The organism is Streptomyces sp. NPDC048361 (assembly GCF_040651795.1).
In the GTDB taxonomy this organism is placed as follows: domain Bacteria; phylum Actinomycetota; class Actinomycetes; order Streptomycetales; family Streptomycetaceae; genus Streptomyces.
Window position 1 is genome coordinate 63,898 of the sequence record NZ_JBEZKW010000022.1, and the last position, 13,479, is coordinate 77,376.

The 13,479-nt window shown below is 73.3% G+C and carries 9 protein-coding genes and 2 pseudogenes; 7 read left to right on the forward strand and 4 right to left on the reverse strand.

The genetic code is table 11. The features are described from left to right. The first annotated feature begins 16 nt into the window (after positions 1–16). The 3 genes from AB0D31_RS15430 to AB0D31_RS15440 all read left to right on the forward strand — a co-directional run bounded on the left by AB0D31_RS15430 (position 17) and on the right by AB0D31_RS15440 (position 6,071). Positions 17–3,508: a DNA polymerase III subunit alpha gene (locus tag AB0D31_RS15430; RefSeq protein ID WP_362722295.1), complete on the forward strand. Its 3,492-nt coding sequence runs from the start codon at positions 17–19 to the stop codon at positions 3,506–3,508. Further along, complete coding sequence (locus AB0D31_RS15435) at positions 3,505–4,473, forward strand: hypothetical protein (RefSeq protein ID WP_362722298.1); 969 nt, start codon at positions 3,505–3,507, stop codon at positions 4,471–4,473. Before AB0D31_RS15430 ends, AB0D31_RS15435 begins: the two co-directional genes overlap by 4 nt. Positions 4,474–5,210: 737 nt before the next feature. After that, positions 5,211–6,071: an alpha/beta fold hydrolase gene (locus AB0D31_RS15440; RefSeq protein ID WP_362722301.1), complete on the forward strand. Its 861-nt coding sequence runs from the start codon at positions 5,211–5,213 to the stop codon at positions 6,069–6,071. A gap of 84 nt (positions 6,072–6,155) precedes the next feature. On the opposite strand, the gene AB0D31_RS15445 is transcribed toward AB0D31_RS15440, so the two are convergent. After that, the gene (locus tag AB0D31_RS15445; protein ID WP_362722304.1) at positions 6,156–7,226 is read right to left on the reverse strand and encodes a lytic polysaccharide monooxygenase; all 1,071 of its coding nucleotides are present in this window, start codon (positions 7,224–7,226) and stop codon (positions 6,156–6,158) included. Positions 7,227–7,432: 206 nt separating this feature from the next. Here AB0D31_RS15445 and AB0D31_RS15450 point away from each other — a divergent pair, with 206 nt between their 5' ends. Both AB0D31_RS15450 and AB0D31_RS15455 read left to right on the forward strand, forming a co-directional pair. After that, positions 7,433–7,906, forward strand: a complete 474-nt coding sequence (locus AB0D31_RS15450; protein ID WP_362722306.1) for a GNAT family N-acetyltransferase — start codon at positions 7,433–7,435, stop codon at positions 7,904–7,906. 41 nt (positions 7,907–7,947) lie between these two features. After that, a complete protein-coding gene (locus AB0D31_RS15455; protein ID WP_362722309.1) occupies positions 7,948–8,547 on the forward strand; it encodes a class I SAM-dependent methyltransferase in 600 nt (199 codons plus the stop codon). Between the two features lie 4 nt (positions 8,548–8,551). On the opposite strand, the pseudogene AB0D31_RS15460 reads toward AB0D31_RS15455, so the two are convergent. Next, positions 8,552–8,689 (reverse strand): annotated as a pseudogene (locus AB0D31_RS15460) (DUF402 domain-containing protein); the annotation flags it as partial. 144 nt (positions 8,690–8,833) lie between these two features. Here AB0D31_RS15460 and AB0D31_RS15465 point away from each other — a divergent pair. Beyond that, positions 8,834–9,208, forward strand: coding sequence for a GntR family transcriptional regulator (locus AB0D31_RS15465; protein ID WP_362722312.1), 375 nt, complete (start codon positions 8,834–8,836; stop codon positions 9,206–9,208). Between the two features lie 271 nt (positions 9,209–9,479). Here the strand turns inward: AB0D31_RS15465 and AB0D31_RS15470 are convergent, their stop codons facing one another. Continuing rightward, positions 9,480–10,571 carry a DUF5925 domain-containing protein gene (locus AB0D31_RS15470; protein WP_362722314.1) on the reverse strand — a complete coding sequence of 364 codons (1,092 nt, stop codon included), beginning with the start codon at positions 10,569–10,571 and terminating at the stop codon, positions 9,480–9,482. Positions 10,572–10,699: 128 nt separating this feature from the next. Here AB0D31_RS15470 and AB0D31_RS15475 point away from each other — a divergent pair, with 128 nt between their 5' ends. Then, complete coding sequence (locus tag AB0D31_RS15475) at positions 10,700–12,190, forward strand: xylan 1,4-beta-xylosidase (RefSeq protein ID WP_362722316.1); 1,491 nt, start codon at positions 10,700–10,702, stop codon at positions 12,188–12,190. An 8-nt stretch (positions 12,191–12,198) separates the two neighbouring features. Here AB0D31_RS15475 and AB0D31_RS15480 read toward each other — a convergent pair. Then, positions 12,199–13,395: pseudogene (locus AB0D31_RS15480) on the reverse strand (MATE family efflux transporter); the annotation flags it as partial. Between the last annotated feature and the right edge of the window lie 84 nt (positions 13,396–13,479).

Here is a 13,479-nt window from a genome sequence, read left to right on the forward strand (position 1 = left end):
TCGGTAGGAGGTGCGGATGCCCGGCTTCACGCACCTGCACACCGTTTCGGGGTTCTCCCTGCGGTATGGGGCATCCCACCCGGAACGGCTGGCCGAACGCGCCGCCGACCGCGGCATGGACGCCCTCGCCCTGACCGACCGGGACACCCTCGCGGGCACGGTCCGCTTCGCCAAGGCCTGCGCCAAGGCGGGCATCCGGCCGCTGTTCGGAGTCGACCTCGCCGTGCCGGACCACCTCGGCGTCCCGGAGACCACCCGGGGGCAGGCCCGGCGCACCCCCGTACGGGGCGGCGCCTTCGTCGACGAATCCGCACCTCGTGTCACCTTCCTCGCCCGCGACGGCGCGGCCGGCTGGGCCGAACTGTGCCGCCTGGTCAGCGCGGCCCACACCGCCGCGGGCCGCCCGGCCCTCACCCACGCCGACCTGCCCGCCGAAGGGCTCACCGTGCTGCTCGGCCCGGCCTCCGAGATCGGCCGGGCGCTGAGCGCGGGCCGCCCCGACCGCGCCGCGAAACTGCTCGCGCCCTGGCGGGAGCTCTACGGTGACGCGCTCCGCCTCGAAGCGGTCCACCACGGCCTGCGGGGGACGGGCCCCGGCTCGCTCCGGCTCGCCGCGCGCACCGTCGGCTTCGCCGCCGACCAGGGCGTACGCGCCGTCCTGACCAACGCCGCGCGCTACGCCGACCCCGGGCAGGGCCCGGTCGCCGATGTGCTCGACGCGGCCCGGCGGCTGGTGCCGGTGCGGCCGCCGTTCGACAGTGGCGAGCGCTGGCTCAAGGACCCGGCTGCCATGTTCAAGATCGCCGAGCGGGTCGCCGAGGCGGCCGGCTGGCGGCGCGAGGTGGCGCACCGGCTGCTCGCCATGACCGAGGAGACCGCCGCCGAGTGCCTCGTCGACCCCCAGGACGACCTCGGCATCAAGACCTTCGCCTACTTCCCCGAGCCGCACCTGGTCGGCGCGGCCGACCGCACCCCGCAGCGCGTCCTCGCCTCGCGGGCCGCCGCCGGCATGGTGCTGCGCGGCTACGCAGGCCGGCGCGCGTACTGGGAGCGGATGCACCACGAGCTGGACATCATCGCGCACTGGGGGTTCGCCTCGTACTTCCTCACCGTCGCCCAAGTCGTCGACGACGTACGGGAGATGGGCATCCGGGTCGCGGCGCGCGGCTCCGGCGCGGGCTCGCTCGTCAACCACCTCCTCGGCATCGCCCACGCCGACCCCGTCGAGAACGGCCTCCTGATGGAGCGCTTCCTGTCCAAGCAGCGGCCGGTGCTGCCCGACATCGACATCGACGTGGAGTCCGCCCGCCGGCTCGACGTCTACCGCGCGATCATCGGCCGCTTCGGCACCGAGCGGGTCGCCACCGTCTCCATGCCCGAGACCTACCGGGTGCGGCACGCCATCCGGGACGTGGGCGCCGCCCTGTCCATGGACCCGGCCGTCATCGACGAGATCGCCAAGTCCTTCCCGCACATCCGGGCCCGCGACGCCCGCACCGCCCTGCAGGAACTTCCCGAACTGCGTTCTCTGGCAGGGGAGATGGAGAAGTACGGCAAGCTCTGGGAGCTCGTCGAAGCGCTGGACGCCCTGCCGCGCGGCATCGCCATGCACCCCTGCGGCGTGCTCCTCTCCGACGCCTCACTGCTGCGCCGCACCCCCGTGATGCCCACCAGCGGCGAGGGCTTCCCCATGTCCCAGTTCGACAAGGAGGACGTCGAGGACCTCGGCCTGCTCAAGCTGGACGTTCTGGGCGTACGGATGCAGTCCGCGATGGCCCACGCGGTCACCGAGATCGGCCGGACCACCGGCGAGAGGCTCGACCTCGACGACCCGGCGCAGGTCCCGCCGGGCGACGCCAAGACCTATCAACTCATCGCCTCCACCGAGACGTTGGGCTGTTTCCAGATCGAGTCCCCCGGCCAGCGCGACCTGGTCGGACGGCTCCAGCCCTCCACCTTCCACGACCTCGTCGTCGACATCTCGCTGTTCCGGCCGGGCCCGGTCGCCGCCGACATGGTGCGCCCCTTCATCGAGGCCCGGCACGGGCGGGCCCCGGCCCGCTTCCCCCACCCCGACCTGGCCGACGCGCTGCGCGACACCTACGGCGTGGTCGTTTTCCACGAGCAGATCATCGAGATCGTGAACATCATGACCGGCTGCGGCCGCGGCGAGGCCGACCGGGTGCGGCGCGGGCTCTCCGACCCGGAGTCCCAGGCGCGCATCAAGGTCTGGTTCGCCCAGCTCGCCCGGGAGCGCGGCTACGCGCCCGAGGTGATCGCCCGCACCTGGGAGATCGTCGAGGCCTTCGGGTCGTACGGCTTCTGCAAGGCGCACGCCGTCGCCTTCGCCGTACCCACCTACCAGTCGGCCTGGCTCAAGGCGCACCACCCGGCCGCCTTCTACGCCGGGCTGCTCACCCACGACCCCGGGATGTACCCGAAGCGGCTGCTGCTCGCGGACGCGCGGCGCCGCGGCGTGCCGATCCTGCCGGTGGATGTGAACCGATCGTCGGTCGCCCACACAATCGAACTGGTGTCCGGTAAGTGGGGGGTGCGGCTCGCGCTCTGCGACGTCCACGGCATCAGCGAGGCCGAGAGCGCCCGCATCGAGGCCGGCCGGCCCTACGCCTCGCTGCGTGACTTCTGGCAGCGGGCAAGGCCGAGCCGCCCGGTCGCCGAACGGCTCGCCCGGATCGGCGCGCTCGACGCGTTCGGCGGCAACCGGCGCGACCTGCTCCTCCACCTCTCCGAACTCCACGGCACCCGCCACGCCGCCGGCGGCCAACTCCCCCTGGACGGAGGCGCCTTGACGGCCGGTGCGGGCCTGCCCGACCTGGACGAGGCAGAACGGCTCAGCGCCGAACTCGGCGTCCTCGGCATGGACACCTCCCGCCATCTGATGGAGGACCACACCACCTTCCTGCGCGAACTCGGCGTGGTCTCCGCCAAGCGGTTGCGCGCCGCCGAACACGGGCAGACCGTCCTGGTCGCGGGCGCCAAGGCGGCCACCCAGACCCCGCCGATCCGCTCCGGCAAGCGCGTCGTCTTCAGCACCCTGGACGACGGCACCGGCCTGGTCGACCTGGCCTTCTTCGAGGACAGCCACGACACCTGCGCCTACACCGTCTTCCACTCCTGGCTCCTCCTCGTACGCGGTGTGGTGCAGCGGCGCGGCCCGCGCAGCCTCAGCGTGGTGGGCGCCCGCGCCTGGAACCTCGCCGAACTCGCGGAGCTGCGCCGCGAAGGCGGCCTCGACGCGGTCGCGGCCCGCCTCGCCGCCCCGCCCGAACGGACCGGCCCCGCCGAACCGGCCGACCCTGCCGGACGCTCCGGCGGCGCGGCCGAACCGGCTGCCGCGGCGACGGCCGGCCCGTCCACCGGCAACGGCCGCCGCATCCACCTGGCCAACGGCTACGAACTGAACCCCTGGGCCGACCTGCGCCCGGCGGGCGAAGGAGCCCCCACCGGGCGGAAGTTGTGGCACTCAAGTCCAGGGAGCGCGGGATGATCCTCTGTGCACGGTTCGCCCTCGCGGACGCGGGAGCGGTGCTTCCCCCACTGATCGCGCTGACCGAGAACCTCACCCCGGTCGTCCAGGCGCTGCCGCCCGACGGGCTCCTCGCCGACCTGGGCGGCGCCGAGAAGTACTTCGGCCAGGACGCGGGACAGCTCGCCGCGGTCCTGCGGGTGCGCGCCCTCGCCCACTTCGGCCTGGAGTGCGCCATCGGGCTCGCACCCAACCCGATGCTGGCCAGAATGGCGGCCCGCGACGCCGGGCCCGGGACAACCCGGACGGTCCGCCCCGACGAGGTGGACCGCTACCTCGCCACGCTGCCGGTCCGCGCCCTCGACGGCGTCGGCCGATCGACCGCCCGCACCCTCTGCGCGTACGGACTCGACACGGCCGGGCGTCTCGCCGACGCCCCGCCCGGCACCGTCCAGCGGATCCTCGGCGCGAAGCAGGGCCGCGACCTCCAGGAACGCGCCCGCGGCATCGACCGTACCCCCGTCGTCCCGAACGCCTCCGCCCGCTCCATCGCCGCCGAACGCACCTTCCCCCGCGATGAGTTGGACCCGGTACGGCACCGCAGGGCGTTGCTCTCCCTCGCGGAGGAGCTGGGTGTCCGGCTGCGCGGCGCCGACCAGGTGTGCCGTTCCCTCAGCCTTACCGTGCGCTATGCCGACCGGTCCACCACGACCCGCACCCGCGCCCTGCGCGAGCCGTCGGCCCACTCGCCCGCACTGGCCGACCTGGCCTACGCCCTCCACACGGCACTGGGCCTGCAACGCGCCAGGGTGCGCGGCATCTCCCTGCGGGCCGAGGGGCTCGCGACGGCCGAACTCGCCGCGCACCAGCTCACGTTCGACCCCCAGGACGAACGGGCGCGCCGCATCGAGGCGGTGGCCGACCGCGCCCGCGCCAAGTTCGGCCCCCGCGCCATCATCCCGGGCTCGCTGTCGGACGCGGCCTGAGCGAACCCGGCGGCACGGCTGGAAGGCGCCGCCCGGGCTCGCGGTGACGAGGGCTGAGCCGAGCCCGGAGCGCCCTCAGGGAGCAACCAACCCCTTCCTGACGTCGGCGACCGCGGTCCGGAGTCGACGGCCGGGATCTTCCAGCGGTTCTCGGTCCCCGTGGCGTCCGTGTAGAGGAGGGTGCCGCCTCCGCTCGCCTGACGTGGCGTCAGGTCAAAGGCCTCGGAGCGCAGCTGGGAGGTGCCGGGCTCGATCGCGCCCGCCCCGTCGTAGCCGCGTACCGACACCTTGGACGCGGCGCCGTCGCCCGCGGCGACGCTCTGGCCGTCGGCGGCGATCCAACGCCGGCCGCCCTTCGACCCGTTGGCGGGCTCCTCGTCCGCGGCGTTCGCGGTCAGCGAGACGTCCCCGCGCGGGCCCTTCGTGCACCCGGCCTCCGGTGCGACCCCCGCCGCATGAGCCTCTCCGTGCAGCCCGCCTCCGGTCCCGCCCCCGCGGCGCACGAGCACTCCGTCCGTACACCGCGCCATCGGTACGGCCCGGGCCGGTGCCACAAGTTTTACCGACGCGTAACTTCACTCCTACGCTACCCGTGCGTAATTTGGCGTGAGCACGCCCCGTACACACCTCGTACGGCACCTCACTTGTGGTCCGGGCCGCAGGGCGATTCCCCCATCGCGACATTCCCATCGCGACATCCCCATCGCAACTCCCTTGAGCCGCAAGGAGATCACCCGATGCTGCCCTGGAAACGTGTGCTCAGACCCCTGTCCGCGCTACTGCTCGCCGCCGCGGCTGCGCTGGCCCCGGCGACCGCCGCACAGGCCCAGTCCGCGCCGAGCAGTGGCTGGAACAACTACTCCTGCAAGCCCTCCGCCGCCCACCCCCGCCCCGTCGTCCTGGTGCACGGCACCTTCGGCAACGGCACCGACAACTGGCTGGCCCTCGCTCCGTACCTGGTCGACCGCGGGTACTGCGTCTTCTCCCTCGACTACGGCCAGCTTCCCGGCGTGCCCCTCTTCGACGGGCTCGGCCCCATCGACAAGTCCGCCGCCCAACTCGCCACCTTCGTCGACAAGGTGCTCGCCGCCACCGGCACCCCCAAGGCCGATGTGGTCGGCCACTCCCAGGGCGGCATGATGCCGCGCTGGTACCTGAAGTTCCTCGGCGGCGCCGCCAAGGTCAACGCCCTCGTCGGGATCGCCCCCGACAACCACGGCACCACCCTCGACGGCCTCACCCAGCTGCTGCCGTACTTCCCCGGCGCCGAGAACCTGCTGACGCTCGCCACCCCGGGACTCGCGGACCAGATGGCCGGCTCGCCCTTCGTCACCCAGCTGAACCAGGGCGGCGACACCGTCCCCGGCGTCCACTACACGGTCATCGCGAGCAAGTACGACGAGGTGGTCACCCCCTACCGCACGCAGTTCCTGAACGGCCCCGACGTCCACAACGTCCTCATCCAGGACAAGTGCGCGCTCGACCTCTCCGAACACGTGGCGATCGGCCTGACCGACCGCGTCGCCTACCACGAGGTGGCCAACGCGCTCGACCCGGCGCACGCCACCCCCACCACCTGCGCCTCCGTCATCGGCTGACCCGCCGTCACCCCGTCCCGCTCCACGCGACCGCACCGCCCCCTCCCGGCAGCCGGGAGGGGGCGGTGCGGGTGTGCCGTGCGGTCAGCGGCCGTGCCGGCCGGCCGCCACCGACCTGCGGCGCAGCGTCGCGAACAGCGCCGCGGCGCCGACGGCGATCGCGCCCGCGCCGCCGATGGCGAGGTACGGGGTGGTGCCGTCGCCCCCGGTCTCGGCGAGGTTCTGCGTGCCGGTGGTGCCGGTGGTGCCGGATGTCCCCGTGGTGCCGGTCGCGTCGACCGGGGTGGCCGCCGCGGAGCCTTCCGGCTGCGGCTGGTTGGCGGGGGGCTGGGCCCCGGCGGCCGCGGCCGCTCCCGGCTGTGTGCTCGGGGCGGCGGAGCCGTGGTGGTGCTGGACCGTCGACTTGCCGGCGCCGTCCGCGATCTCCTGCTCGGTGGGCGCGGAGGCCGTCGGAGCGGGGGCGCCCGCCGTGCCGCTGTCCTTGCCGAACACCACGTCGGAGCAGGTGTAGAAGGCCTCGGGGCTGTCCGAACGCTGCCAGATCGAGTAGATCAGGTGGCGGCCGGAGCGGGCCGGGATCTTCCCGTCGAAGACGTAGTCGCCGCCCTGCATCGGCGGATCGGTGACCTTGACGAACGGAATCGCCTCCAGGTCCGACCACTTGAGCGGCTTCGACGGGTCGTAGCCGTCCTTGGTGATGTACAGCTCGAACGAGCCCTTGTGCGGGGCCGTCCCCTTGTAGCGGAAGGTGTGGTTGCCCGCCGACAGCTTGGAGGCCGGCCAGTCCGCGCGCGGCAGGTCGAGGCCCTTGTACTTGGCGTTGCCGCCGCTGCACAGCTGACCGTCAGGGATGATCTCCTTCGACTTGCCCGCGGCGTTGGCCATGTTCACCGCGGCCCAGTCGTAGAAGGCCTGCGCGCCACTGGCCGCGACGGCGGCCTTGCACGCCGCCGACTTCGGGCTCTCCGGGCCCTCCGCGTAACAGGCCGAGACCCGGCTGACCGGATCCGTCATGGAACCGTGCGCGGCGGCGGGCCCGGCCGCGAGCCCCGTCAGGGCGAGCGGCACGAAGCCGGCCGCGACGACGACGGCGGCGGTCCTGCGCCGACGGGGTCCCCGCTGCTCGGACGCGGTGGAGAGCTGGGGGAAGGTCATCGTGACGTACTCCTTCGGTGGTGCACGGGCAAGTGGGGGCGTGGGGGTGGTGAACGGCCGGATGTCCCGTCCGGCGATCAGCACGCTAGCCCCAGGAAAGCGCGAAATCCCCTGCTGGGAGCGGGGGATGGTGATCCTTATGGTGCGTTTAAGGAGCCCCTCAGAGCCGATTAAGAACGGGCTCCCGCACGGCGTACCGTGTCCCCGTGAACGAGGAGATCCGACCCGCGAACGCCGCCGACGTGCCCCGGGTGAAGGAGGTCACCGACGCCGCCTACCGGCCCTACATCGAGCGCATCGGGGTCGTGCCGGTGCCCATGGAGGCCGACCACGCGGCCGATGTCGCTGCGGGGCGGGTCTTCGTCGCCGGTGACCCGGTCGTGGGGGTCCTCGTCGCGAAGACCGGCCATCTCTTCCTCGACTCGATCGCCGTCCACCCGGCCGCCAGGGGCACGGGCCTCGGCCGGCGGCTGCTGCACTTCGTCGACGAGCACGCGCGCGCCCTCGGCCTGCCCGAAGTGCGGCCCTACACCAACGCGTTGATGTGGGAGAACCAGCGGATCTATCCGCGGTACGGGTACGAACTCGTCGAGCGCCGCGTGGACGGGCCCTACGACCGCCTGCACTACCGCAAGGTGCTGGGCCCCTCCGGCGGCGACGGCGAGGCGGACCGGAACTGATCGCCCGGCCGATTGTCAGTGGCGGCCGGCACGATCGAGACATGGATGCAGACATGACCATCGACTGGGACGAGGCCGCCGCCACCTTCGACGAGGACCCCGACCACGGGCTGCGCGACCCCCTGGTGCGCGCCGCCTGGGACGAGCACCTCGCGGGCTGGCTGCCGGACCGGGCGGGCGAGTTCCTCGACCTCGGCTGCGGCACCGGAAGCCTGTCGCTGCTCGCCGCCGAGCGGGGGTACCGGGTCACGGCCGTCGATCTGTCGCCCCGGATGACGGAGCTGGCCCGCGCCAAGCTGGCCGGCACCGGCGCCGAGGTGCTGACCGGGGACGCGGCGAAGCCGCCCGTCGAAGGGCGCACCTTCGACGTGATCCTCGCCCGCCACGTGGTGTGGATCCTGCCCGACCCCGAAGCCGCCCTGCGGCGCTGGTGGTCGCTGCTGCGCCCGGGCGGTCGGCTGATCCTGGTCGAGGGGGTGTGGGGCGGGGCCGGCATACCCGCCGAGCGCCTCCTTGCATCGCTCGCCCCGCTGACCGCGGAGACGCGCTATGAACGGCTCTCCGGGGACGCGCGGTTGTGGGGGCGCGAAGTGGACGACGAACGGTACGTGGTGGTCGCCGGGGCGCCCGCCGGCGGATGACGCCTCATTCGATGAGCGCCGTGAAGTGCCCGAATTCGGCGAGGAGTTCGAGCTCATCGAGCGCGGCCACGGCGCGGGCCGCGGCCCGCGGGTCGCGCTCGGCCAGACCGCTCGCGGCGAACTCGTCCTCGTCCAGGCGGAGCTTCGTGCGCCTGCCTTGACCGGCCCGACATGAAGGAGGGCGCCGTTCTCGGCCGAGCTCGTGGGCATGGTGTCCACGCCAAGCCGGGCCCCCGCGCCGGCGCCTCCCGTTTTCGCGGGGCGCGACGCGGGGGAGAATCGGGCTGTGACCCTCAAGATCGTGATTGACCAGGGCGCGCCCGACGCGCCGTACGAGCAACTGCGCGCCCAGATCGCCGGGCGGGCCCGTTCCGGCAGACTGCCCGTCGGCTACAAGCTGCCCACGGTCCGCGGGCTCGCCGAGGAGCTCGGGCTCGCCACGAACACGGTGGCCAAGGCGTACCGGGCTCTGGAGGCGGACGGAGTCATCGAGACCCGGGGCCGCAACGGGACGTTCGTCGCGGCCGCGGGGGACGCGTCGGCGCGGCTCGCCGCGACCGCCGCGGCCACCTATGCGAGGGAGGCCCACCGTCTCGGCCTCGCCCGCGACGCCGCCCGCGCCGTGGTCGAGGACGCGCTGCGGGCGACGTACGGGAAGTAGCGGCCGCGAATCCCCGGCCCCGCCCCTGGCATCCCGGGACCGGCCCCAACCGCGGCATCCCGGGACCGGCCCCGCCCCTGGCAGCCCGGGACCGGCCCCACCCCTGGCATCCCGGGACCGGCCCCGCCCCTGGGATCCCGGGACCGGCCCCGCCCCTGGGATCCCGGGACCGGCCCCGCCCCTGGCAGCCCGGGATGGCCCCGGTCCGCCCGCACTACGAGGCTCCGGGCCGTATCGGTGGCCCGGGGCAGGCGTCAGGCGGCCGTGGCGGCTACAGGTAGAGACCCGCGTCCGAGTCGCGCTGGTCCGGCAGGGACGCCGGGGACGTGCCGCGCCGCAGGGCGTACAGCTCGGCCAGGGTCGCGCCGTCGCGCGGGACGCCCTCGTCCGTGCCCAGCCAGCCGACCGCCTCCGCCCGGGTCAGCGCGCCGACCTCGATGCGCGCGAGGCAGCGGCCCGGGCGCACCACCGCCGGGTGCAGGCGCTCCAGATCCTCGTTGGTGGTGACCCCCACCAGAACGTTGCGGCCCTGCCCAAGCAGCCCGTCCGTCAGATTGAGCAGCCTCGAAAGGGCCTGCCCCGCCGTGTGCTTGGCCTCGCCGCGGATCAGTTCGTCGCAGTCCTCCAGGAGGAGCAGCCGCCAGCGGCCCTTCGCGCTGCCGTCGTCCTCACCGATGGCGATGTCCATCAGATAGCCGACGTCGTTGAAGAGCCGCTCCGGGTCGAGCACACAGTCCACCTGGCACCAGTCGCGCCAGGAGCGGGCCAGGGTGCGCAGCGCCGACGTCTTGCCGGTGCCCGGCGGCCCGTGCAGCAGCAGGAGCCGGCCCGCGATGTCGTCCGGGGTCACCTTCATCAGACGATCGAGCGCGTCGGCCACCGGCGCCGTGTAGTTGGGCCGCACCTCCTGCCACGTGCCGGCCGCGATCTGCCGCGTCGTGCGGTGCGGGCCGCGCCGCGGCGACACGTACCAGAAGCCCATCGTGACGTTCTCGGGCTGCGGCTCGGGCTCGTCCTCGGCGCCCTCGGTGGCCTGTTTGAGCACCTGTTCGGCCAGCTCCTCGCTGGTCGCGGTCACCGTCACGTCCGCGCCCCGGTTCCAGCGTGACACCAAAAGCGTCCAGCCCACGCCCTCGGCCAGCGTCGCGCTGCGGTCGTCGTCGCGGGCGGACCGCAGCACCTTCGCGGCCGGCGGCAGCAGGCTGACCCCCTTCTTGACCCGGTCGATGGAGGAGCTGCACGAGAACGGCTGCTCGCCCGTGGCGAAGCGGCCGAGGAAGAGTGCGTCGACGACGTCGGACGGCGAGTCGCTGTCGTCCATGGTCAGCCGAATCGGCAGCGCGGCCTCTGGGTTCGCAGACATGCCGCCCATGATCCGGCACCGGGCCCTTCCCCGCACGCGCTTTGTCCCGTTGATGGCCCGGGGGCGTTCCGTACCCGATCCGGTAAAACTGGCCGGACTGCCAACTGCCGCCGATACGCTCGCCGTTGATGGAACGCGACCGTGAAAACACCGCCCGGGGCGCCGGTCCGTCCGGCCGCCGAGCCGGGCCCGGCTCGGGCCGCACGGACCGCCGGCCGGGGCACGGGCGCGGCTCCCGCAGCACATCCGGCCGCCTGCGCGGGCACGGCTCGGGCGCTGCGGCGCGGCGCCGGCTCTCGCTCGTCCTGGCCGCCCTGCTCCTCGCCGCGCTCGCCCTCACCGGGTGCACGGGCACGCACCGCGACACCGGCGGGCCGGGCCCCGGCCCCGGCCCGACCGGCCCGAGCAACACCGATCCGGCGCTCGGCTGGGGCTTCACCCACACCCAGTACAGCGCCGACACCGGAGACGACGACGCCGTGGCGCGCGCCCGCGAGCTGCTCTCGGGGCGGGGCCTGCCGCAGGACCAGGCGATCATGGGGTGGGGCGCGGGCAACCCCGAACCCTCGCCCGGCAGCTACGACTTCTCCGACCTCGACCGGCGCATCTCCTACATCCGCTCCACCGGCGCCACTCCCGTCATCACCCTGTGCTGCGCGCCCGACTGGATGAAGGGCGGCAAGGCCGGGGCAAGCGGCACGGACTGGAGCGTGAAGTCCCTGGAGACGGCGCCGCTCCCCGCGCACTACAAGGACTTCGCCGCTCTCGCCGCCACCGTCGCCGCGCGCTATCCGGACGTACGCCACTTCGTCGTGTGGAACGAGTTCAAGGGTTTCTTCGACGACACCCGCAGGCGCTGGAACTACGAGGGCTACACCCAGCTGTACAACCAGGTCTACGACGCCCTGAAACAGGCCGACCAGGCCAACCTCGTCGGCGGCCCCTATCTGGCGATGGACAGTTACGGGCCGCAGGACCAGTCGTACGCGTCCTCGCTCAAGGGCCCCTGGGGCTCGGTCGACCAGCGGGTCCTGGACGCCTTCACGTACTGGAACAAGCACAAGAGGGGCGCCGACTTCGTGGTCGTCGACGGCGCCAGCTTCACCCGCACCAACCAGCTGCTGCCCGACGCCTTTGCCGCCACCGACAAGCTGACGGCCGTCAGCGACTGGGTGCGCGAGCAGAGCGGGCTGCCCCTGTGGTGGGCGGAGTACTACGTCGAGCCCGACGCGTCGGGCTGGAGCGAGCAGCGGCGCGTCGCCACCCAGGCCGCCGGTCTGGCCGCCCTGGCTCGCGGCGGGACCGGCACCGCCTTCTACTGGAGCCCCGAACGGCAGAGCGGACCGTGCCCCGGCTGTCTGTGGAGTCCGACCCAACACGCCGACGGGGGACGGCAGTTGCCGATGTACGCGCTCATCGCCGCGTTCGCCGCCGCCTTCCCGCCGGGCACCCGCTTCACCACCGTCTCCGTCGCCCCCGACGACGTACCGAACGTCCGTGTGCTCGCGAGCGACAAGGCCGTACTCGTCGTCAACACCCTCGACCGTGCCATCGACGCGAAGGTCGACGGCCGGTCGTTCTCGATGGCCGCCTATGAGGTGCGCTGGCTGACCCGCTGAGTGCGGGGGGAGCGCAGCACCCCGAACAGCTTCACCGCCGCGACCGTCGCGATCACCGACAGGCTCGCGACCTCCGCGATGCCCACCCCGGCGAGGCCGAGCGGGTGCAGCAGCGCCGGTGTGGAACCGAGCACCAGCACGCACAACACGCCCTGGAGCAGCGCCAGTCCGGCGGTGCGGCTCTGCGCGCGCAGCACCGCGAAGTACAGCTCGATCACCACCCGCAGCAGCGCCCCGACCACCAGCCAGCGCAGCAGCGCCGTGGCGTGGCGGGCGTACCCCTCGCCGAACACGTGCAGGATGTGCGGCGCGAAGACGAACAGGAAGGTGCAGACCGGCAGCACGATCGTGACCATCCGGACCAGCGCCGCCCGCGCGTTGCGCCCCAGGCGCTCGGGATCGTGGGCACCCTCGACGGTCAGCGAGGCTCCCATGTTGACGGCGAGCAGTTCGACGGTGCCGCCGATGGTCGCCGTGATGTAGAAGTACGCGTTGTCGGCCGGGCTGATCCGGGAGGCCACGATCACCGGCACCAGATAGACCACGGCCAGCGCGAAGAGCGACCCCGTGCAGTCCCCGGCCAGGAAGCGCCCCATCTGCCGGTAGGCCGGCGGCCGCGCGATGTGCGCGGTCAGCTCCACATGGCCGGGGATCAGGCGCCGGAACACCAGCCAGCCCAGCGGCAGCACCGACACGGTGATCGCCGCGACCCACGACACGAAGACACCGCTCGTCGGCAACGACGTGGCGATCGCCACCAGAAGCAGCAGCTTGACCGCCGAGAACGCGGTGTTGCCGACCGGCACCCAGAACGCGCTCCGCAGCCCCGTGAGCACCCCGTCCTGCAAGGTGAGGACCGACCAGGCGACCACGGCCGCGATGAAGCCGAGCCCGTTGAGCGTGCCGTGCAGAAAGCGGTACGAGGGCCCCCAGAAGTCCAGCGTCGTCACGAAGACCACCGCGGCCGCACCGACGACGCACGCGCTCACCGCGTACGTTCGGAGCACGAGCCGGCCGGTGGCGGCGCCCGACACCGGGATGAACCGTGCCATCGTCCCGGCCAGGGTGAGCGCGGTCAGCCCGGCGAGGAACTTCATGGCGGCGATCGCCGCCGAGCCCTGACCGACCGCGTCGTCGGTGTAGTACCGGGCGGCGATCAGCCAGAACCCGAGCCCGAGCACCGCGCTGATCCCGGTGTTGAGCATCAGCGCGTAGGCGTTGCGGAAGAGCGGGAGGCCCCGGCGCTCGTCCGGTGCCGGTGCGGTGGGGCTCCCTTGGGCGGTGCTCAC

Coding starts and splice junctions, on each gene's coding strand:
- AB0D31_RS15430 (WP_362722295.1), top strand. CDS start 17: ATGCCCGGCTTCACGCACCTGCACACCGTTTCGGGGTTCTCCCTGCGG.
- AB0D31_RS15435 (WP_362722298.1), top strand. CDS start 3,505: ATGATCCTCTGTGCACGGTTCGCCCTCGCGGACGCGGGAGCGGTGCTT.
- AB0D31_RS15440 (WP_362722301.1), top strand. CDS start 5,211: ATGCTGCCCTGGAAACGTGTGCTCAGACCCCTGTCCGCGCTACTGCTC.
- AB0D31_RS15445 (WP_362722304.1), bottom strand. CDS start 7,226: ATGACCTTCCCCCAGCTCTCCACCGCGTCCGAGCAGCGGGGACCCCGT.
- AB0D31_RS15455 (WP_362722309.1), top strand. CDS start 7,948: ATGGATGCAGACATGACCATCGACTGGGACGAGGCCGCCGCCACCTTC.
- AB0D31_RS15470 (WP_362722314.1), bottom strand. CDS start 10,571: ATGTCTGCGAACCCAGAGGCCGCGCTGCCGATTCGGCTGACCATGGAC.
- AB0D31_RS15475 (WP_362722316.1), top strand. CDS start 10,700: ATGGAACGCGACCGTGAAAACACCGCCCGGGGCGCCGGTCCGTCCGGC.